At 43.4% G+C, this 21411-nt stretch carries 19 protein-coding genes and 1 tRNA gene; all 20 read right to left on the bottom strand.

Annotated elements, in window-relative coordinates:
- Positions 1 to 192: 192 nt before the first annotated feature.
- The 20 genes from trxA to ISR87_13525 all read right to left on the bottom strand — a co-directional run bounded on the left by trxA (position 193) and on the right by ISR87_13525 (position 20718).
- The gene (trxA, locus tag ISR87_13620; protein ID MBL7026480.1) at positions 193 to 561 is read right to left on the bottom strand and encodes a thioredoxin; all 369 of its coding nucleotides are present in this window, start codon (positions 559 to 561) and stop codon (positions 193 to 195) included.
- A 193-nt stretch (positions 562 to 754) separates the two neighbouring features.
- Complete coding sequence (locus tag ISR87_13615) at positions 755 to 1204, bottom strand: DUF523 domain-containing protein (GenBank protein ID MBL7026479.1); 450 nt, start codon at positions 1202 to 1204, stop codon at positions 755 to 757.
- Between the two features lie 5 nt (positions 1205 to 1209).
- The gene (locus ISR87_13610) at positions 1210 to 1848 is read right to left on the bottom strand and encodes an SdiA-regulated domain-containing protein (GenBank protein MBL7026478.1); all 639 of its coding nucleotides are present in this window, start codon (positions 1846 to 1848) and stop codon (positions 1210 to 1212) included.
- 115 nt (positions 1849 to 1963) lie between these two features.
- Complete coding sequence (locus tag ISR87_13605; GenBank protein ID MBL7026477.1) at positions 1964 to 2497, bottom strand: lamin tail domain-containing protein; 534 nt, start codon at positions 2495 to 2497, stop codon at positions 1964 to 1966.
- Positions 2498 to 2528: 31 nt separating this feature from the next.
- On the bottom strand, positions 2529 to 4304 hold the full coding sequence (locus tag ISR87_13600) for a Na/Pi cotransporter family protein (protein MBL7026476.1): 1776 nt from the start codon (positions 4302 to 4304) through the stop codon (positions 2529 to 2531).
- Positions 4304 to 4774, bottom strand: coding sequence for a CYTH domain-containing protein (locus ISR87_13595; GenBank protein ID MBL7026475.1), 471 nt, complete (start codon positions 4772 to 4774; stop codon positions 4304 to 4306). Before ISR87_13595 ends, ISR87_13600 begins: the two co-directional genes overlap by 1 nt.
- 1 nt (position 4775) lies before the next feature.
- A complete protein-coding gene (locus ISR87_13590; GenBank protein MBL7026474.1) occupies positions 4776 to 5390 on the bottom strand; it encodes a hypothetical protein in 615 nt (204 codons plus the stop codon).
- Between the two features lie 45 nt (positions 5391 to 5435).
- Positions 5436 to 5627, bottom strand: a complete 192-nt coding sequence (locus ISR87_13585) for a hypothetical protein (protein ID MBL7026473.1) — start codon at positions 5625 to 5627, stop codon at positions 5436 to 5438.
- 30 nt (positions 5628 to 5657) lie between these two features.
- Complete coding sequence (locus ISR87_13580) at positions 5658 to 6158, bottom strand: PaaI family thioesterase (protein ID MBL7026472.1); 501 nt, start codon at positions 6156 to 6158, stop codon at positions 5658 to 5660.
- A gap of 150 nt (positions 6159 to 6308) precedes the next feature.
- Positions 6309 to 6394 (bottom strand) — tRNA-Leu (locus tag ISR87_13575).
- Positions 6395 to 6441: 47 nt separating this feature from the next.
- Positions 6442 to 7059, bottom strand: a complete 618-nt coding sequence (locus ISR87_13570; protein ID MBL7026471.1) for a hypothetical protein — start codon at positions 7057 to 7059, stop codon at positions 6442 to 6444.
- Positions 7043 to 7228: a hypothetical protein gene (locus tag ISR87_13565; protein ID MBL7026470.1), complete on the bottom strand. Its 186-nt coding sequence runs from the start codon at positions 7226 to 7228 to the stop codon at positions 7043 to 7045. The genes ISR87_13570 and ISR87_13565 overlap by 17 nt, the downstream gene beginning before the upstream one ends.
- A gap of 84 nt (positions 7229 to 7312) precedes the next feature.
- Positions 7313 to 8371 (bottom strand): PD40 domain-containing protein, encoded by a 1059-nt coding sequence (locus tag ISR87_13560; protein MBL7026469.1) that lies wholly within the window; start codon positions 8369 to 8371, stop codon positions 7313 to 7315.
- 41 nt (positions 8372 to 8412) lie between these two features.
- Complete coding sequence (locus ISR87_13555) at positions 8413 to 9600, bottom strand: hypothetical protein (protein ID MBL7026468.1); 1188 nt, start codon at positions 9598 to 9600, stop codon at positions 8413 to 8415.
- Between the two features lie 7 nt (positions 9601 to 9607).
- Positions 9608 to 11749 carry a T9SS type A sorting domain-containing protein gene (locus tag ISR87_13550; GenBank protein MBL7026467.1) on the bottom strand — a complete coding sequence of 714 codons (2142 nt, stop codon included), beginning with the start codon at positions 11747 to 11749 and terminating at the stop codon, positions 9608 to 9610.
- Positions 11749 to 12894: a hypothetical protein gene (locus ISR87_13545; GenBank protein ID MBL7026466.1), complete on the bottom strand. Its 1146-nt coding sequence runs from the start codon at positions 12892 to 12894 to the stop codon at positions 11749 to 11751. Before ISR87_13545 ends, ISR87_13550 begins: the two co-directional genes overlap by 1 nt.
- Before the next feature lie 216 nt (positions 12895 to 13110).
- Positions 13111 to 14799 carry a T9SS type A sorting domain-containing protein gene (locus tag ISR87_13540; protein MBL7026465.1) on the bottom strand — a complete coding sequence of 563 codons (1689 nt, stop codon included), beginning with the start codon at positions 14797 to 14799 and terminating at the stop codon, positions 13111 to 13113.
- 40 nt (positions 14800 to 14839) lie between these two features.
- Positions 14840 to 15805, bottom strand: a complete 966-nt coding sequence (locus ISR87_13535; protein MBL7026464.1) for a PorV/PorQ family protein — start codon at positions 15803 to 15805, stop codon at positions 14840 to 14842.
- 11 nt (positions 15806 to 15816) lie between these two features.
- Positions 15817 to 17844, bottom strand: coding sequence for a hypothetical protein (locus ISR87_13530; GenBank protein MBL7026463.1), 2028 nt, complete (start codon positions 17842 to 17844; stop codon positions 15817 to 15819).
- Positions 17845 to 17868: 24 nt separating this feature from the next.
- Positions 17869 to 20718, bottom strand: a complete 2850-nt coding sequence (locus tag ISR87_13525) for a TonB-dependent receptor (protein ID MBL7026462.1) — start codon at positions 20716 to 20718, stop codon at positions 17869 to 17871.
- Positions 20719 to 21411: the final 693 nt, after the last annotated feature.

Below are 21411 nucleotides of genomic sequence, written 5' to 3'. Positions count from 1 at the left end.
AGTTCGGAAATTTGTCTTAAGCTTCCTTCAGATTCGCAGTCACCCACGACACCCTTGCTCTCGACTAGTGGTTGGAAACTACAATCCTCCACAGTGGACTTGCACCACCTAGTTATTAACCATGCACGGCACACTATAAAAGCCGGGATTAGAATCCCGGCCTTTCGTGTTCATCAAATCAGATTAAAACCTTTAAGCAGTGATAGGTGCTACTCCCAGGACATCCTGGAATGCCTGAACAAATTGCTCTTTTGGAAGGGCGCCTGCAGCCATCTGAGGCTTGTCATTAAGGGGGACAAATAGAAGTGAAGGAATACTGCGGATGCCAAAGACGCCAGCAAGTTCCTGCTCAGTCTCGGTATCAACTTTATAAACCTTTACTTTACCTTCATACTCGTTTGAAAGCTCTTCAAGTACTGGAGCTACGGCCTTACAAGGTCCACACCATTCAGCCCAGAAATCAATAATAGCAGGTGTATCACCCTTGTATTTCCACTCTTTTTCATTCTCATAATCGAAAACTTTATCGAGGAAATCTTGTTTTGTCAAATTCTCAGTCATTTTTTTTCTCCCATTCGCGATACCTACTAAAGTATCGAGTTAAATATATTTTGTGTCAAAATTCTTTCGCTCACAAGTCTTTGAGGCAGGGATGGGATGTAGGTTACAAAATGAGTTATTAGTTAGGGGTTAGGACGTTTGGGGGTGAGGGATCAATGGATATGTCACCCTGAGGCTCTCGAGGGGTGGAGTTCTATGAATTGTTGGAGAGAAACTCCTCATCAGAGATGCATTCTATTCCTGCCGATTTCAAATGTTGGGTAAAAATCCCATCACCATCAATCAGTGTTTTTGAAAAGGAACCATCATAGATCTTTCCACAGCCACAGGCAGGACTTCGACTTTTTAGGATGGCCTGACTCACATGTGCGGCAACGGATCTCTCCTTGCAGCGTGATGCGCCTTTTTGAAATGCTTCGCTCACATCCTCCCCATTTTTTCGAAATACACCCCTGCCCTTGATTTCGGCAGGTGGTCTTGGAATGGGCAAGCCCCCCTCGACCTCGGGACAAACAGGTATGAGGGTTTTATCCTTTAGAAGCTCAAGCAATTCCGAATTATGTTTGCCCTGGCCATCAAAGCGACAGGCTTCACCCGTGAGGCAAGCTGAAATCAAAATGGGGTTATCTCGGTTGTTGTCCATTTATCTCACTCTGGAAATTCAAATGTGTACAGAATACTTTCAGCATCGCAAACTATATACACAAGCGATGAGCTGGCATCGTAGACAACTCCCTCAGCTTGCTTAACATCAAAATTATAGGTAGCCAGAAGGCCACCCTCCCATGTCCACTCATATAACTGTTTCTCCCCCGCGCTGATAATGAGGAACTCATCAGGCTCTCTTCCACGGCAAATTCCTGTAATATCTATACCCTTGTCAAAGTTTTTGGAATCAAGGGTTACTAGATTCGAATCTATCTTTACGACTGTAGCCGGATTTTGCTGCTTGATGACATGGATATCATTTTCTCCTGATCGAAAACAGATACCTTCCAGCCCACTTTTGGAATCTGGAATCGAGATGTTAATGGGCGTTTGAGATAGGATTTGACCAGTCTCTGTTAGATGGGTAATCTCAGTCTCTGCCTCATCCACAATCCAGATGGTGCTATCTCGAGTATCATAACTGATACCTTCCAGATCCTGCCCAACATAGTCAAGGGTCTGTATCAAATTTCCGGCTAAATCTAACTTATGGATTTTATTGACAGGAGGATCACTAACACAATATAAAAAATTTCCAGAAGCATCCTGGGTCAGTCCTGAGGGCTCAGAAACATCCAAAATTGAACTCCTGATCAGATTCAAGGAGGGGAATTTGTCCTCAGAGCTAAACAATCCACACCCTGATATGAATAACACCAGCAAAGAGAATATGAATTTCAAATCACACGACCAATCAATTGGAGCTACCTGGTGAGGGGGTTGAAAAATGGGTCCATAATTGGCTGCCATCAGTTTCACGTCCGTAAGAAATTCCAGTGTCCATCTCGCCAAATTGGATACTATCTATTACTGTTACCCTATCACTTTCAAAAAGTATAACAAACTCGCCTAATCTGGAAAGTTTAATCCCCACATGCAAAACCCCTTGATCTGTTTCCTCATCACACCACAGCAATAGAAATCCCTTTGGTGGGATGGTGGTTGCAGTGGGATCTGTGCTGGGAATCTGCCAGGGCTTTATGTCCAGAGGATCATCTGTTATATACATTCCAGCGATATCTATTATACTATCTGTGCCATTATATAGCTCCACCCAGTCATCATATTCCCCATGCTCATCTGTATTGGTAGAGTCATTACTGGCCAGGAATTCATTTATCACCAAATGACCTGTCTCATTGACTTTGGGAAAGGTCGAACTTTCTGAACAACAGGATAATAAGCACAGACTGATCATGAGCATAAGCCCTATAATGTTTATTTTCATATCATGGTTCCGTCTTTGGATATAGGTTGCATTAGTTGTCAATTTTTTCCATTCTGAGAAGTGTTAATGCTATATCGCCAGCATATACATTGATCCGTTTTAAAAGATCCAGTAATTCCATATGAATATCATGAGTTTGAACTGATTCTTCCCTGGCTGCATGAATGCGTTCCAAATGAAAAATGCGATATTTTGACTCCAGATCGATATACTTCTCCTCCTTGAGAATAATGTTCTTGGCCTTTTTTAGATCCATTTCGGTAAAAACATCACGCAATCTACTGATTTGCTTGCAGACTTTAACGTGGTAATGAAGTAGTTCCTCCTCACCCTGCTTTGAAAAATTCAACCTAAGCGCGCGCTTTTTGACTATAAGTGGCATGACGCTTCTTTGAATGATATCACCAATATTTTCCATATAACTCGCAATGGACATCATTGCAAACACCTCAGATACTTGAGAATCGGACAATTTTTTCTGACCAATCTTTTGGAGATATTCTGAGATTCTCACACGCAAATAATCGACCTTTTTCTCCCGCATTTCAATGCCTTCAAGCAATGAAATGCTGGGGTGGATTTTATCTGGACCTGGATTGCTTTTAAAGAAGGGCTCGATCACTGCCTCCAGCATGCGCCCTAAAATCTTAGCCATCCTCGCGATCTCAGCTCGGGCAAGATCTAGAGCCAGTGCTGGTGTTTCTATACTGCTGTCATCCAAATGCCATACTACGGGGTTCAGGGCAAGCAGATCTTGTTTATCAGGCAATATTCGCGTCACCAGTACAGCTATCCAATGGGTAAAGGGTAGAAAGAGGAAGGCGATACTCACGTTAAATATTGTATGAGCATTGGCTATCTGCCTGGAGCTGGCTCCGACGAGGTCATGACTTGCAGGCGAGATATGACGTATAAAATCTGCATAGGTTGGTATCCAGAACACAAACAGGAGAACGCCTAAGATCTTGAAGGTTACATGGGCAAAGGCAACCCGTTTGGCGGCTCTACTCGCCCCAATGCTGGCTAATCCTGCAGTCACGCATGTCCCAATATTTGCTCCCATAAGCAGCGGAATACCTGCTTCCAGTGAAATTAGTCCCTGTTGAGCGAGCACAATAATGATTCCGGTGAAAGCACCACTACTCTGGATGAGAGCTGTGAATATGGCACCGATTAATATGCCCAGTAATGGGTTTTCCAAGTTTTGAAGAATGCTGATAAATGGCTGAAATGTTTTTAGGGGAGCCATGGCATCAGACATAAGCTTCATGCCGTAAAACAGGATGCCGAATCCCATCAATGACTCGCCCAGATTTTTTTGGTGATCCGACTTCCCAAACATGGAGATCCCAAAACCGAGGATAATCATAATCAGGGCGTAATCTGATACCTTGAAAGCGATTAATTGGGCAGTGACGGTGGAGCCGATGTCCGCACCTAGAATGACTCCCAAGCTCTGGGTAAAGGTCATAAGCTGGGACTGAACAAAACTTACCAACATAACTGTCGTGGCACTACTTGATTGAACGATTGTGGTCACAAAAGCACCAACAACAAGCGCTACCAACCTATTCTTGGTCAGTGCAGAAAGGATATTTCGCATACTTGCACCGGCTGCTTTTTTTAATCCGGCACTCATCTTCTCCATGCCATAGAGAAATAAGGAGAGTCCACCTAGAAGTGTCATGAGGAGCATACCCCAGGCAATGCTGGACTCCTCCTGCTCTGCTCCAAACAGGGAAGTGCTAGTAAGACCCATCACAATAATAAGGAGATTTACCCTTTTTGTAAGAATATGCTTGATCATTAGTCTTCCCAGGATGTATAGGGGTGAATCGACAAATTTGAATTGAAATAGCGCCAGTCATGACTCACATCTTCTCCGACCCAGGGTGGTTTGGAAAAATGCTCATTTTTGCTTGAAAATTCAATTTCTGCCACTACCAACCCTTGGTTTTCTCCATGGAATTCATCTACTTCCCAGACATGACCCTCATAGGGTATCAAATATCGGGTTTTCTCAATGATAGGCTGCAAGCACAAATTCTCTAGCATATGCCCGGCGTCATTCAGAGGTATAGCATATTCAAATTCCGTCCGCTGGATCCCCTTAGATAGGCCTTTTATGGTAAGAAAACCTTCATCACCAACGATGCGTACTCTGACGATACGCTCTTTTTCCGAGTTTAGATAGCCCTGACGATAAACTTTGCCCGTTATACCCTGCTTATAGGCATCGGAAAGAATTAAAAATTTGCGTTCTATTTCGACACCCACATTAATCTCCTTTTCCAGTAGCAATAGCATGCTTAAGAGCTTCAGGATAATTCTCGCTTATGCACTTTTCCAGTCCCAATGATTTGCGGATATTCAAAATACGGCCAGGATCCTCATGTTCAAGAGCGAGGGTAAATAGGTAATGGTTATCGATTTGCAATTTTGTAAATTCGCCTTGAATCCCTTCAATCTCATACTTTTGCCTGAATTTAGCCACGGATACCGCAGCTATGTGGGGTTCTTGAGCCAACAATTCGATAAAGTTAGCTTCGCTCAAAGACCTTTCATTAGTGGCGGATGAGAAAGACATGTCTAATAATTCTTCAATTTTGTTCAACGCTGCCACATCAAGGGGGAATTTAATATTGATTATGGGCAACCACTGTTCCTGACCCGTTGAATCAAGCTTCAGACGGTGTTTGACATCGAGTATGTGATGTCTGATTTTTAGATTCAATTCTTCATCGGGGACGAGCAAGTAAGTTTCTATACTTTCCGCATCCAAGAGCGGCTGGTAATTGCTGAGCTTGCTTTTTAGAAGCTCATCGTCAGCGTTGAAGGTGCGCCATTCCCACCTGGGTATTATTTTTGATGTATTTTCCGTTGTGTCTCTCATTTACTTTTTGTTAGCATAATCGTTTCATTGCCATAGCCTCAAGCGTTACCAACGATCATCCTTAAAGAAGTCTTCCTGATCATAGACAGCCTTTAACATGTTTGTGGCTAATTTTCGGACATCTCCATTTACAGAGACCTCCACCTTGCGAACGTCTTTCTTTTTCAGTTTTTCAAGCACAATTTTGAGATCTTCAATTTCATACTTATCGAGTTCAAATTTGAATATCCATGCCATGATAATACTCCTATTCTTGTGGGCTCAATATTAGTGGGGTTGGGTCAGAGATGACACCGTATTCCCTGTCTCCAGGTTCATTTGCTTGAACTTTTCCATATCCTGGAGGATGAAAAGTCCACGGGCGCTGGCATATTTCTGATTGGTTTCATCAATCAATTTTGCCTTGAGGTTGATTTTATTACCATCAATAACTTTAATTTTTGCACAATACAGGACCTCTTTTTCCAGAGGTAATGGTTTAAAAAATTGTGTGGTGTATTGGGCTGTCATGGCGGGATAACCATTTACCCAGCAGCAAGCGCTCATAAGCTCATCGAATACAGCAGAAATAGCACCGCCATGTGCATGTCCAGGAGGTCCCTGAGCAAGCTTTCCAAATTTTACTTCAGCATAGACTTCACCATCCTGCTCACAGAAATGGTACTTCAATGAAATACGATGGTCATTGTGCTCCCCCGTAATAAAAGAGATAAACTGTTTTCCAAATTCGATGGGAACGGTGTTCTCAAGCTGCTTATAATTGACCATCTGCTACAATTCTCCTCACGAGTTGCACATAAGCTAATGAGAACTTCACAGGATTGAAGCTGATTGTTCAAGCTGGGGAAGTACAAAAAAAGCCACCACACTAGGGTGATGGCAACTTTTAACTTTTAACTTTTCACTTTTAACTGGAAGTGCCCGAGACTGGAGTCGAACCAGCACGTACAAAAGAGTACACTAGGACCTGAACCTAGCGCGTCTACCAATTCCGCCACCCGGGCATATCAAAAAAGCGGGCTAATGTAATCTCCCTCCCAGCCACTGTCAATCAGGAAAAAACCAGAATAATCGCCAGGTTTGAGATAAGTAATAGACCGGCAAGAATAAGGACCACCAGGGGTTGAGCCAGACTGAGCTTCAGGACCAGGATTTGCCAATGCTGCTGAGGTTCTTTGGATAGTAGCTTTAAATTTTTTACATATAGAACTGCTGTCCATCCATATGCAAATGGCGCCAGGAGTGGTGTATTCCCCCACAACATCGAGTTTGAGTCCAGATTCCAGTCCAGAAGCTGATACTGCGAGAGCAGGGCCTCGAAGAAAAATGAAATTAATACCATGGTCAGAAATATGAGGGGCAAATGGTAATCAAGGGGTTTGGCCTTTAAATAATCTCGCTTAAGAAAATTATTGGCCCAGATCAACCCTATATACGTAATGTTGGTCCAGAACAAGGTGTAGATGAGCGGCACCCCAAGCAGGGTGATATGGAAGTCACCGTAGCTGTAGATTTCCATAATTCCACCCAATGCATATTCACGGAGGAATCCCAGAATGAGGCCAGCTATCCAGAAGACCAACACAAACGATAGGGAATAAAAGACTCTTGCATGGGTAACCAGGATCACCGTCACCAGGATAATGCTAAGTTCAATCAGCCAGATCATCTTGCATTTCATTGATTTTTTTATTGAGCGAGACCAATCCCCAGATCAAGATTGGCAGATTAGCCCATAGTAAATCATAACGCTTATTAACCAATTCACTGATTATTGCGATGCTCAACAGAAGATCAATGGCACCGTAGGGCAGGTATGTGAGGAGCAGGTTGTTCAAGTGCAGTGCATCAATGACTCGTCACATACCAGGCGGTGATTCGAATCACCGCTTGGTGTGACAAGAAAATTATTTATTCGTGGATTAATCGTTCCACTCCGCCTTGAAAATGTGCGTTGCCCTCGGGTTTTCTGCATCACGATTGGATGCAAATGCCAGAAACTTTCCATCGGGGCTAAACATAGGGAAACTATCGAAGAAAGTATTATTGGTCAGACGAGTTAGTCCGCTACCATCAAGGGCAATCATATACAATTCAAAATTATGACCGAAAGCCCCAGCTGCTTCATTCCAGTCGTCCATATTCGACGAGAATACCACATGCTTCCCATCGGGATGCCAGGATGGGGCCCAGTTTGTGGCGCCATTATCAGTGAGACGAACTTTATTCTGGCCGTCTACATCCATGGTATAAATGGAGAGCGGAACCGCTTCAACCTGATCAAGGGCCATATTTTCCTGCCAACGAAGTGTATCTTCTGCAGTGTCAGGATACCAGGCACGCCAGACAATTTTTTGGGCATCTGGACTAAAATAGGGTCCCCCATCATAACCAAGATGATTGGTAACTCTCTGGACATCAGATCCATCCATATTCATGGTGAACAATTCCAGATCATCATCGATTTCAGATGTAAATATTACTTTCCCTGTGAGAAAGGAAACGGTTGGCTCAGCATCGTAACCTGCATTTTCTCGTATTCTTACAAGATCTGAACCATCTGGATTGGCTGAATAAATATCATACGGAAACAAGGGCCACAGGTATTTATTACCCTGAGGCTTTGGTCGGGGTGGACAACTATCCACAACCCCATAGGTGGAGGCAAAGATAATTCTATCCTTGTCCATGCTGAAATATGAGCAGGTATTTGCGCCAAGCTCAGGACTCACCATGTGCTGTTCGCTGCCATCTGCATTCATGATGTAGATTTTATCACAACCATTGCCATGGCGTTTACTCTGGAAGATAATTTGCTGTCCCAGGGGACCCCAATAGGCTTCCCCATTGTCACCTTCGAATGTCAATTGCTCCACATTGGAAAGGCCAAAGGGCTTTTCTGCGATAACGATTTCCTGCTGGGTGCTGCAGCTTATGATTGCCATACTTAACACCAATAATACGAAAAACTTTATTTTCAAGTTACACTCCTGATTTTGATTTGGTTGATTCTGAAAGAAACCTATTTTTTTTCCAATTCAACACGGTACAAAAGAACAGCATTGTGCATATGAATTGCAAATAGATCTTTTCCAATTTGAGATAATTTTGGTAATGTAGTGGTCCAGCTCCCAAATGAGCTACGGTGGGCGATCTGACCGGTTTTGCTCACTCCTTCAAGCTCAAATTTTCGATAAGCCTGTACCCCTTTCTCCGTAAAGAAGGGCTCATAGCGTATATAAAGAAACAGACCCCATTGATGCAAATACTCAGCATCGCTGATGGTGCTCATATCGATGGGATGGTAGCTTGAAATAATTGAACCATCCCCAAGGTTTATAACATTAAAATCTTTTTCTGAGATGACAAAAGCAGCCTTTTTCCCAAGGGATCGAATCTCCCAGGTTTTCCAGGGATAAGGTTTGACGATTCGATCTCTATCAAAGAGGGTAAGTATGGATGCATATCCATCGTGAATATCAAGAAAATAATTGTCTGTTCCTGGTATGGACTCAAGACCAACCAGCCTGCCTGGAACAGTAACTGGGTCGCTTAGAAGTTTGTCATGATTCCACAGATGCAGATCAATTCTTGAGGTGGAGTCATCTTCCCCAGTTGAGATGCAGGAGGACGCACTAATGAATTCGTTCCTGTTGACAAGCTGATCAACCAAAAGCTTAATCTCACAATCATCTTGATCCCGGGGTACCACGTTTTCCAGAAATAAAAGCGTATCCTCATTGCTTAATTCAAGAATCCAGGGTTGATCCTCCTGGGTGAGAAGAATGCTTCCCTGGTTGGTCAACTGTGAGTTGAGTACGCCCTCTCCCAGGGGGATGCCATGCACCAAGGTATACTTTGGATTTCCTTGAAAATCATAGACTTGAAATGAATAGAGCAGCTGTGGATTAGAGATGTCCATAGACTCATTGTGCTGAATCAACATAAAGTAGGTGAGGTTACTGTTTATCTTGAAGATATCATCAGGAGTGCGGTCAATATCAATGATATTGTTTCCCAGACTATCATAGTAGGAAATTTTGCTTTCTGTCAGGGTGTACATGATGGGGAATCCATTGGTATTCGATCTATAAATGACCCGTTCAAGTGGTGTATTAAAGGTCCACTGGGTATAGGGTACAATATGCAGGACATCCGCCTGCGCCAGATGTAAAAGTCCAAATAATAAAAGTAAACTCTTCCTTCTCACGACTCACCTATTTGATTAAGACAATCTTGTGTGTCACACTGTGTGCATCACCTTGAATCAGCTGTACAAAATAAGGCCCACTGGGTACACTCCGACCAGTTTTATTTTCAGCATTCCAAATCCAGGTATGGGTTCCAGGGGTAGAATTTTTTAATTCCTGATCCATAATCATTTTCCCCTGAATATCATAGACTACAATTCGACCATGAGCATATTGATCCATCTGGTACTCAATATTGATGGAAGCATTAAATGGATTTGGATATACTCTATGAATTAACATTTCTTCCGGGATAAGGATATCTGTGATCTGTGTTGTTCCGGCGAAGAATCCAAGGATCCGGCCCACCAGCTCAGACCTGTGAGCCTCGGTATCAATGGTTTCAAAAGCCAAACCCAAGACAAGGGTTCCTGAAGCATCATCCCTATATCCAATGGCAGCATTCAAGCCATTGCCATATTTGAGAGCTATTTCACCCCCAGAGGATGGCGAGAAATGATCTGGCCAGTCCTCAATGTATGGCGTGGTGCCATAATTAAAGCCTAATCCTGAGAAATAGGGTCCTTCTCCATTAACAGTTGAATGATTCCCATCATCCCCGGCATAGCTTACATGCAAAATCTGGGTCAGGAAATTTGCGTCAGCTGTCGAGCCTGCACTTAAATCATATCCTATTTCAGCACCTGATGCAAACAGATATCCTCCCCCATTCAAATAGGCAGTGATGACACTTTGTTCAGAAGTACTAAAGGTTTCATCGGTTCGGCTATCATCACCTGTAAACCAGAATACTGCGGAATAATCGTGAATATCCTGTGTAGCAGTCACCCATTCATTGCTCACTGTACTGATGCCGGCAGAAGAGCCACTATTCACAATTGCTTCAGAATAATAGGTGGCAAAATTATGCTGGCGACCTGTCCAGGAACCATTTGTGCGATCAAAACCATCAACGATGAGTATGGTGGATTGATTATTACTGAGCCGGACCGCATAGGTATCTGAGTACTCACTGTGGTTTGGGTTGAAGGCCGTGTCAACCGCTTTCATGCGAAATTGGATATAGGCGTCATCTGGGAAGCTTTCCTCGGTGAAACTGGTCATATCGGCAGTTAGGATATGTGGACCATGATTGGAGCTCCAGTTGACACCATCGAATGAGAATTCAAGGATATAGCCCGCCAGATCTGCATCATTTGGTGCTTCCCATTCCAGGTGAAGATACCCATTGGCATCTTCACCAATGTACCTGAAGTCAGGTCGCCCTGGTGGCAGCAAGTCAACATCACTAAGCAAAACGTTAACATAGGTCGTATCCCAGTTGTCTTGAGTATCAGAGCTGATAACCGATATGACATATGGACCCGGTTGGTAAAGGTCACAATCGAGATAGCCATTTGAAGTGACTCGATTGGTTACGATGTAGCGATAAATACTGGTAGATGAACCAGAAGCATAAACCCGATTTATATTAGAATTTGAGTACAATTCATTGGCTTCAAACCAGAAATGAGGGCCTTCTAATATTTCAGAGGTGTCTGCTGAATGCAGAGCCCAGCCAATGGTGTAGATACCATTGTTCATATCAATACTGGACTGAAGATCAGTTGTATCTGCTGCCTGGGCGATGATATCGACATGACCACTCAGGGTATTATTTAAGAAGGCGCTGGAACTACCATCCAGAACGAATTGAATAATCGGTGAACGCGGGTGATAGGGATCCACGAAAGGCGTGATTTTTCCAGGCAAAAGTGGGTTCCCTGTTGGGTGGCCACTGGCCCCTCCTCCATAATTCAGATGAATATGAGCATAGCTATCGGTATGACCAACGACGGCACCCTGGGCGACTGTATTGCCAACCAGTAGTGTTGCCAGAGGAATAACATGCACATATGCAAAGTCTTCAACCCTGATCCAGTCTGAACCAATTCCAGTGACGGTGCCAGCCATAATACTCAGCGCATTCTCTCCTGGAGCAAGCGGCATGTCAGTACCATTGTGAAAATGATCCCTGTCTTCACGACATTCATCAAAAGTGGCCGAGATGCGATGTTGCTGGTCCATGGGTGCCATGGGCCATGAAAAATTATTTATCTGGGCAGCCAATCCTAAGGGTAACCACAAGAGGATGAATAATTTGGGCATTACTGGCTGATCTCTAGCCATTCATAGTTGGTTCCGATAAAAAAGCGGTCTCCATCTGTATCAACCTGGAACAACCGGGGATAACGTGGATCAATTTGTATATCAGTACTTCTTTCTGTCTGGGGAAAAAAGATCTGAGAGAAATGAGTATTTCGCTTGGCAAAGAAATCGGCCGCAACGCGGATAACAGCCACTTCACCCCTGTCATTAACTGAAAGTCCCAGGCAGACTTTGTTGTCATTGGCAAAATGAATCTTTTGGACGCGTTTGGGACCCAATTCAAACAGCTGGATGAATTCATGGCTACTCAAAACAGCCAGATAGGAACCATTGGGGGATAAATAAAGTTCATGGCCAAAATTTTCGTTGCTCCACAGGACTTCTCCCCTGGCAGATAGTTCAGCAATCAAAGGTTTCATCACTTTTTCCACAGCAGAATAGTCATATCCGCTGACAAAATAGCGTTGATTCTGAAATACAAAATCCTGGAGATAGGTGAAGGGCAGATAGGATGTTCGTTGACCGCGCCCGTCAGAATTGATGCTGATGAAAAGAGACTTGCCAGCAGGACCCCCATTGAAACCTGGACGTTCAAGCAATATGAAGCATTTCTCTCCAACCCAATGCATGAGAACATTGCGCTCCATGCTCATATCGCCATCATCCTCATAAAGCTGACCTTCGGCTACAAGATTACCAGAGACATAGAAATAGATAAATGCTTTTACAGGATCGACCAGGGCCAGCACTCCTTTATCAGATACAGCAGCGACATGAGGTTTGAGATCTGAATCGGTACCTATGTTCACAGCATACATGAGATCATTGTGATCATCGAGGACAAAATAATCGGAATAACGTTTTCCATTTTTAATCTCTCCCAGATCTTGAAGCATGGAGATCAGACGATAATCTCCAGCTGGCGAGAGACTGATAATGGCTTCAGAACTATAGGCAGACATTTTTCTAATAGCTTGATTATCAATCATATACTGAGAATTACTTGAAGTATAGTACAGAGGTCGACCATCCAGAGATACCCAGGACTTTGCGGCTTCCCTCAGAGTGACTTGTGAATCTATCTGAAGCGCTATTGCAGTGCTTAGAAGCAGGGTTTGCAGTACTATTAAGATCATCTTTAGCATACTATTACTTTTCCTTCTGAGATCAAGCGTTCCTCACTATAGATGTATAGAACATCAGGTTCTTCATTTTGTGTATATTCAATCAAATCCTCATTGAATTTCTAATCTATCTTCCAAATTACCCGAATATTTTGTGAATACCTCACCAATGTTTATGATCAAATTAAAAGAGGCCACACAATGGTGGCCTCTTTAAGTAGCATGTTTTTGAAATTATTATTTCAGAAACAACATTGTCTTTGAATCTGTGTATGACGATGTCTTCAGGGTATAAACATAGACACCTGATGCAACCTGGGCGCCGTTATTGTCAAGACCACCCCAAGTCAGGTCGTATGAACCTGCACTCATGGACTGGTTCAACAATGTAGCAACTTCCCGACCCTGGAGATCATATACACTCAAGCTAACCGATTCATTCTGAGGAATATGGAATGTAATGGTTGTGCTAGGATTGAAGGGGTTGGGATAGTTCTGCTGAAGTTTGTAACCATCAGCAATCTGAACTTCACGTTCCTCGATTGATACACTGGTATTTGGTGAATCAAGGATGATAACTGGAGCAGAAACACTTGTAGTAGAAAATTCTACTGAATAAGGCACTGCAACGGAAGAGGTGTAGAACACTTCATTCCCATCATCTTCATCCACGTTGCCAATGGCGAACTCACTCCAGATTCCACCTTCAGGTAAATCAACAACTGCATAAGCAGAGTCAATGATGGTCAATTCCCAATTGGCAGCTGAATAAATATCGCCACCTTGATGTTCTATTCTGAAGATCAGACCATTAGGTGTAGAAGCTCTACTACCCATGACAAAATCCATCAGCCCATCGTCATCAATATCACCACTCTCAGCACCCCAGATACCACGGGATCCACTTGGCCAATATTCTGACATGTTCATAACCAAAGTTGCCGCTAATGTATCTGCATCTTCTTTAAGGATGTAGACTCCCTTTTGAGTATCATCACCCCAATCATAAGATGGAGCAAAAATCTCTTTAGTACCATCACCATCAATATCTAAACCCATGGCGGCCTGTACGGAAGATCCACCGGCCAGTGGTGCCAGAGCAGTATATTCATAGGCAGTACCTGACCATGATATTTTTGAGATCTCAGTTTCAGAGAAGATATAGGCATTGTTACCAACAACAGCCACATCCCACTTATTTTCAACCGCTGAGGTCATGCCAAAATCTAAACCACTGCTCTCCAGGGTCCAGGTTTCAGATCCATCACCATTGTCAGGAATGTCACTTACTGAACAAATTCCATAGTACACCCCTGAATCATTTCCTTTTCTATCAGCGAAAATGATTTCATCAACACCATCTTCATCGATATCAGCAATTTCCCAATCGATGGGTCTGATATTCTGACTTGATACAGAATCAGTAATTGTCCAGGATGAATTGGGTTCCCAAACGCCTCCATTATCCACACCAAAATTGTCACCACTGGCATGTTCGTAGACAACAATGCGCGCAGGATTTGCAATGGTAACGAAATTGTTTACAATGCCCCAACACAATTCCATCTTGCCATCATTATCAAGATCAGTCAACGATAGGGTTGGCCAGGTATTCTGTTTCTCAACCAGGGTTGATGGTGGAATCGCTTCCCAAACAAGGTCCCAAGTCTCAGCGGCAACACGCTCGTACTTATAGATGCGAGGAATGACTTCATCGGCTCCATCGTTCCAGTTGTTATTGACCATGTAGATTTCGGTCAGGCCATCCTCATCAACATCTACACCGGCAATAATATTTCCAATTCCACCAACATTCATAGTCAATGCATCTTCGATATCTACTAGATCCAGACGCGGAAATAAGTCAGCGCTTACCTGGGAAAAAGTAAATAACCCCAATAACATGATTACGGTAACTTTTCTCATACAGCTTCCTTTCTTTTTGCGTTAATATACAATAAATCTATCAAAATTTTAGTCGGAGTCCCACTCTGTGGCGAGGTCCAAAATATTCCATTGCGTTAAAAGCGTAGTCGAATCCCAGACTTTCCAGGACCTGAAATCCAGCCCCAAAACTTAAACCGCTAATATCCGTACCCATTTGATATCCCGCACGTATATCAAATTTTTTGAGATAGTTGATTTCTGTCCCAAAAGCATAAATCTCATCATTGTTGTTGGAGTGGATCATATCCATGGCAAGATTGGCTTTCAGGTTTCCAGAGGACCAGACATCTAATGAAAGTCCAGTGCGAAAGGTCATGGGCAGTGGCCAATTTCCATAGTCACTGGAGTCATTGACAGCATATTTAATGGGATCGCTATAATCCAGATAATTTCCGTCAAATTGGGCTTCCTTGGAGAAGTTGAGAATACTCATACCGATCTTAAGACCATGGAAACTCGTCCGATATAAAGTTCCGATATCCCAGGCGAGCTGCGAGTACCCAGATTCATCATATTTCTCACTGACATTTTTTACGGTGACTCCAAATGAGAATTTGTCTGTAAGAAATCGGGAATAGCTCAACCCAATACTCATACCCCCAATGGAGAAGGTTCCATCACCAAAAGGCATATCGGGTGTGGTGCGGATTTCGTCCCCATAATTGACGTATACAGCACTGAGAGCTATGCGTCCCATATTGCCAATATTTGTAGCAATACCTACGGCTCCAAAATTAATATCAGCTGGCCATTTTACATAACTGATATATGAATCTATCCCACCATCAGAATCATAATCAGCCAGACCTGCAGGATTGATTAGCACAGAGCCACTGCCCTTTACAAGGGAGGTAGCGGCATTACCCATACCCATATTGCGGACATGGAGATTGACCTCAAGAAATTGACCAGCAACGGAACCAATCGAAGCAGATGCCAAGAGGCTATTTACAATCAGGAATGATAAAACTAGGATTCTATACATGTTCGCCTCCCTTACTTAAGAATTATGAATTTGCCGATTTTGTCGCCCATGGACGAAGATACGTGGTAAAGATAGACACCTGGTGCCACTTCACGATTAGATGTGCTCACCAAATCCCATTCTGCAGTAGCAGAATTGGTTTCTGGTAAATTTTCAATGTTTCTCAAATCTGTGGTCTTGATCATTTTCACAAAATCACCATCAAGCGTGAAAATTCTCACTGTGGCATCATCTGGTAAATTGATAAAGAACAGCCGATCTTTCCATTGAGAAGAGGATGATGGGCTGGCATTATTCCAGGGTGCCGAAGCCCGGTATGGGTTGGGAACCACCAAAATATCATCCATGGTATTTACGTGGCTTTTGCCAGTCGCAGTGATAAAGTCGCTGGACAGGAGTTCCATATTAAAATATTTATCTGAGTACCCACGGACAAACAATGAGTAAGTGTAATCATAACCAAATGCCACATCTGCATCGTAGACACTCAGGTAATTTTCACCAGTGGCCAGCAATTCGGCCTCAACCTCGGCCTTGGTATACACACCCAGTGTATCATAAATGGGTAGTCCGGCTACGGTTCTCTCTCTGAATTTTGCTACGACAAATCCTCTAAAATTGGTGTGAGCCATAGAAACAGAGGGATCCCAGGTCACATTTACACCCTCAAATACATTGTCTGCATTAAGGACGGCGCCAATCTCTATATTTGGTAGAGCCGGGATCTCATTCAGATCAATATCAAAATTGTCATCAACCAGCGTTTTGGCCACTTCCATATCTTCAAGTAGTCGGATAAAACTATATGCACCTGCAAGGTCAGCATCTGCTCCAACGCCTATGGCAAAGATGACCTCGATGGAATCGCCGTAAGCCAGCGAGTCAACGGGACCAAAGGTGGTGATTGCACGATAATCACCTTCATTCACTCCACCACCTTGAAATGGTGGTAGTTTGAACAGTTTGTCGAAAGTCGTCTTCCCAATAGCATTTGACCACATCGCTGCGTCACCAGAAAAGTCCTGTCCGATATAGGAGGTCGTGTATGATTTCGGTGGCATATATGGATCAGTATGGATCATTTGCATGGCCAGAACACCAGGTGTCTGAAAGACACCCAGGGGGTTTGGATTGCCAAAATCATCATGGGGATTATCATACTGATAAGCGCCTGACATGCTGCTTCGATCCAGCAGACTGGTATCCACTTCAGCAACCACACCCCGATTATCACCATCAAACATGATGGTCAAGGTTGAGTCACCGATAAATGAATTTATATACGGCCAAACCGTTGTATCCTGTTCAGTTTGATATTCCATATATGGAAACAACAACAGTTCATCCCATCCACCTGTAAGACACATGGCATGATCGTCGCGGTTTACAAAATCAGCTTCAGTATCCCAGGTTGTCAACTTGCTCACATCACCATCCATCCGAAAAGTAAAGTGAACATCTCTGAGTGGAGACATATCGTCTACTGTCCCATCTCCATCTGTATCAACACCGGCGTTCTTCAGATAATATTTATAGATGATGAAGTCATCAGCGAAACTAAGACCGTAGGCATAGGTATGTTGAGTCACCTCCAGGCCTAGCGGAACGTGGGCATCATCGGTCTGTATGGCATCAGTAAATTTTGTCCAGGTGTGTTCTGCAAGACCATCCAGGATAGTTTCCTTCTCAACCAGAGCAAGGGGCGTATACTCCTGGTCCTCCGTTGCACTGGTACCTCGCACATCATTACGGGTTCCTGTAAGCCACAGCGAGCCTCGATATAAATAGGAATTGCCAGAACCGCCTGGCCAATCAGCAGAAGGCGTTCTTTCGCGGTATGAATCATCTCCAATCATGGAAAAATTAGTGACCCGCATCCAGATCTTCCCGATACGATGGTACTCATGATCGATGGGAACGACCTCACTCTTTTTGAACAGGCTGATCTTCTTTTTGGGGAGTTTTAGTGGCTCACCAGCAGCCTGGACAAAGATGGCGATCAACAACAGGGGCAAATAGAATTTTAATTTTCTAAGCATAACTTCTCCTAAAGAATCGCTCTACTAGAATTTCAGCGAAAGGCCGATTTTATATTGACGCTCTGAGGCGTAGATCAAAGGACTTCTGATCTCCAGATCGGAGAGCTCCTCCTTGTAAATAATATCCGGAGGATTGGTCTCCCCTGGATCCTCATCCACATTATAATATTTGGTATAGATACTGTAATGGACATCATTGTTAAAGACATTAAAAATGTCAAAATTGAACAGCAGGGCATAATTACCCATGCTCAATTTACGGCTTATGCGAATATCCACATTGGAGAATGATGGCAGCCGCTGATCATTGCTGGCGCCCAGGACACCATAAGTGGTGTAAGGTTTCCCCGTACCGTACTCATACTGAATATTGGCTACCCAATCCTGGGTTAACCAGGCAACGGGCTGAATTCCCTTATTCGAATACAAACTAATATTCACATTCGAACTAATCCGTCTGTCAAAACTCAAAGGATACATCTTCTTGTCATAGGGATAGAGTTTCACACCACCTGATGAAGAATTGCGTCCCTTGGCTATTGAGTACGAAACATTCCCCTGAAGGCTCCAGTGGTTGACCTTCTGGCGTTTGACAGCCAGCTCGGCACCTTTGATATTGGCATAATCACCATTGACATATTGATTGACTTCAGTACCATCTGGAAAAACGAATTTCTCATTGTTCACGAGATCAGAGACATCCTTGAAGTAACCTGTGATGGACATCTTCAAGGTCGGAGTAAACAGATGCTCGAATGAGATGTCATAGGACACTGTTTTTTCTGGCTTGAGTGCTGGATTACCGACCCAGTTTCCCACCTTGGTCAAACTTTGGTATTGATGATTCCGAAAAAGATAACGGCCGTCTGGACGTTGGAAATAGTGCCCGTAGGTAAAAAACAGGATATCCCGATCCGAGATGGGATGAGAGATTCCGATCCGGGGACTGAGCTGATGACTCGCTTTTGCTTCTTTGGGATCATTGAAAATGGCAAACCCATTCTCATCCTTGGTCAATATGGGATTGTCCATATTCCCGGGGTAGACAATTGGATCATCGAATCCGTTGGGGTTAAAGTGGTCGTAACGGAGCCCCAGAAGGGTTACCAGGGCACCCTTGAATTCCATCTTATCCTGGACATAAGCCCCAAATTCCATATCCGTGTTTTCCCAGATGTCCTTACGTAGCGAGTTTAGTACGAAATCACTTTCTTCGGTAACGGATGACCAGGTAATATCAGTAACATCTGTAGTGTTCAGATTCAGCTGAACACCAGCCTTGAGCATATTGTTTCGATCTACTTGTGATGTCAGGTCGGCTTTGACAAGAATGGAGCTGGACTCTTGATGTCTATACTCAGAATCGTCTCCCTGTAGCCACCAGAATTGATACTCCCGCTCCAGGCGCTCTGGTCGGGGTCCTTCAACATTTCGATCCCACTGGATCATTTCATTGGTATCACCATCACCATCCCGATCAGAATAATCACGCATGCCATTCTCATACATGGAGTTCATCAGTTGAGCCCTGAGCTCAAAAAATGTATGGGAGCTGAAGGTATAGGTAAATACACCATAGAGCATTTGGCTCTCTTTGTTCCTGGAGGTCAGGTGATTCAGAGGTGAATCAAGATAAATGTCTCGATGGTAGCCAACAGCGACGGAATCTGAATCATTCAGGGCAATAAAATAGGGATTGAGCAAGCTGTCAACTGCGCCAGAGGTATACAGGTCGGAATCAAATGGATCATCCACATAGAAAAAGCGCGTCAGTGTATCATTTGACGCATTCAAATCTTCGATAAAATCATATTGGTCAGTTCTAAAATTCTCACCTGGACCATATTTCCCTGCTTGAAAATAGAAACTATCCCATTCGTTTTGACTATAGTTCCCACCAATTGCAATTTTGGCATTATTGGATAAGCGATAAGCTATTTTCCCTTGATAACTCTGATTGAAGGCTTCCTGATTTAGAAAGAGTCCCTGATTCCGGTTGAAAATATCACCTGAAAGACTAAAGGTCAGACCTGAAACAAGGGGTCCACTCACAGAAAAGCGATAATTACTCTCAAGTTTTTGCTGATATTTGGCATCCAGCCACCACTCATCCTTAGGCATGAGTTTATCGGTAAGCCCACCAAAATCAGTAGTGGTCATGAACAGAAAGCCCTTGAAAGTGGGGCTGCCTTCCTTCATCGCAAGATTCAAAATACCAGATTGAACATTTCCATATTCGGCTGAAAAACCTCCCAGGGACACTTCCATCTCCTGGACAGCATCTTTTGGTACATCCAGAGTAAAGCCGCCAAAGTCGCCGGTATAGGCGGATGACGCGTCACGCACCGGAATACCGTCAATCACCACCAGAACTTCCCCACTTCGGCCACCACGAAAATTGCTCCCCACGGTACCGGCCTGATTCTGGGCAATCCCAATGACACTTTCTATGGGTTGGATTTCCATTTCCTCAGAGGAAACGGTGTGCTTGGATGAGAATTCATCCTGATTGAGTAAGGGACGTTTCGCAACGACCAGGACTTCTTCACCAGTAGTTAGAACCTCAGATGTCATGGTGATATCTACATATCTTGTCAGATTCATGGAAACCCTGATGTCAGTGACCTTTACATTTGAAAAGCCAATGTAGGATGCTACCAGCGCATAAGTTCCTGGTGGAACATTGAGAATTGCATAGTACCCATCAACATTGGTTGAAGATCCCAGGTTGGTGTTCTCAATTATTACATTCACGCCAATGAGGGGCGCTCCATTCTCATCGGTTACAACGCCAGTTATCTTTCCACTGGTTCCTGCAAAAGTAGATGACAACATGAGCAGGAGCAGGACGATGGTGAAGAATGTACGTTGCATAGTATACCTCATTGTCTTCAAATAGTTCGAATTTGGAAAATTGTGAGATCTCATATTGATAGCCCTATCCCCATTCTGCCTTCAAATATGATTCGGCGGGCGAAATACTGATCCAGGACCAAGCCCGTTTCAGTACTTACAGAATTCTACACATTGTCAAAAACTGCAGGTAAGTGCAGTTAAATAGTTTCGATGTTTTAGATCTATGTTGCAGCAAATATAGTTAGTAAGCAACTCGATAGTAACCTTTTTTTAGACTGCCAAATTAAATTTTCTATATCATTGTAATATATGGATTTATCATAGATGAATGTATTACCATATTTACAAACCAGACTCAATATTATCCTTAATGACAGTCAATATGAAGCGTATGCATTTGTCTCTATTTGGAGAAAATCGCCATATTCCATGCTTCAAAATCTGTACAATCGAGAGATTACCCGAGACCTGTTTAATGCTTCTATTTGGAATTACCCTTAAACATTCTCTGCGAAGATTGAAAAGTCCTGTTCACAAAGACTTATTCTAATGGCCAACCATTGAGGTCTGTTTTAATTGAAGTTCCCCCGTTATATCAGTTAAAATTTAGGTCAAGTTGTCGATATCGGTGTTTCTTGGTGTAAATCGGGTTGATTTGTCCAGGATTTCTGGTCAGAATGGCCGAAATACCATCACCAAGTGCATAATATC

It is taken from the genome of Candidatus Neomarinimicrobiota bacterium, assembly GCA_016784545.1.
Lineage (GTDB): Bacteria > Fidelibacterota > UBA8477 > UBA8477 > JABMPR01 > JABMPR01.
This window is presented reverse-complemented; position numbering and strand designations above follow the sequence as displayed.

Excerpts from the sequence above, each read along its gene's own strand:
- trxA (MBL7026480.1), bottom strand. The coding sequence starts at position 561 with ATGACTGAGAATTTGACAAAACAAGATTTCCTCGATAAAGTTTTCGAT.
- ISR87_13615 (MBL7026479.1), bottom strand. The coding sequence starts at position 1,204 with ATGGACAACAACCGAGATAACCCCATTTTGATTTCAGCTTGCCTCACG.
- ISR87_13605 (MBL7026477.1), bottom strand. The coding sequence starts at position 2,497 with ATGAAAATAAACATTATAGGGCTTATGCTCATGATCAGTCTGTGCTTA.
- ISR87_13600 (MBL7026476.1), bottom strand. The coding sequence starts at position 4,304 with ATGATCAAGCATATTCTTACAAAAAGGGTAAATCTCCTTATTATTGTG.
- ISR87_13590 (MBL7026474.1), bottom strand. The coding sequence starts at position 5,390 with ATGAGAGACACAACGGAAAATACATCAAAAATAATACCCAGGTGGGAA.
- ISR87_13585 (MBL7026473.1), bottom strand. The coding sequence starts at position 5,627 with ATGGCATGGATATTCAAATTTGAACTCGATAAGTATGAAATTGAAGAT.
- ISR87_13580 (MBL7026472.1), bottom strand. The coding sequence starts at position 6,158 with ATGGTCAATTATAAGCAGCTTGAGAACACCGTTCCCATCGAATTTGGA.
- ISR87_13570 (MBL7026471.1), bottom strand. The coding sequence starts at position 7,059 with ATGATCTGGCTGATTGAACTTAGCATTATCCTGGTGACGGTGATCCTG.
- ISR87_13550 (MBL7026467.1), bottom strand. The coding sequence starts at position 11,749 with ATGCCCAAATTATTCATCCTCTTGTGGTTACCCTTAGGATTGGCTGCC.
- ISR87_13545 (MBL7026466.1), bottom strand. The coding sequence starts at position 12,894 with ATGCTAAAGATGATCTTAATAGTACTGCAAACCCTGCTTCTAAGCACT.
- ISR87_13540 (MBL7026465.1), bottom strand. The coding sequence starts at position 14,799 with ATGAGAAAAGTTACCGTAATCATGTTATTGGGGTTATTTACTTTTTCC.
- ISR87_13535 (MBL7026464.1), bottom strand. The coding sequence starts at position 15,805 with ATGTATAGAATCCTAGTTTTATCATTCCTGATTGTAAATAGCCTCTTG.
- ISR87_13530 (MBL7026463.1), bottom strand. The coding sequence starts at position 17,844 with ATGCTTAGAAAATTAAAATTCTATTTGCCCCTGTTGTTGATCGCCATC.
- ISR87_13525 (MBL7026462.1), bottom strand. The coding sequence starts at position 20,718 with ATGCAACGTACATTCTTCACCATCGTCCTGCTCCTGCTCATGTTGTCA.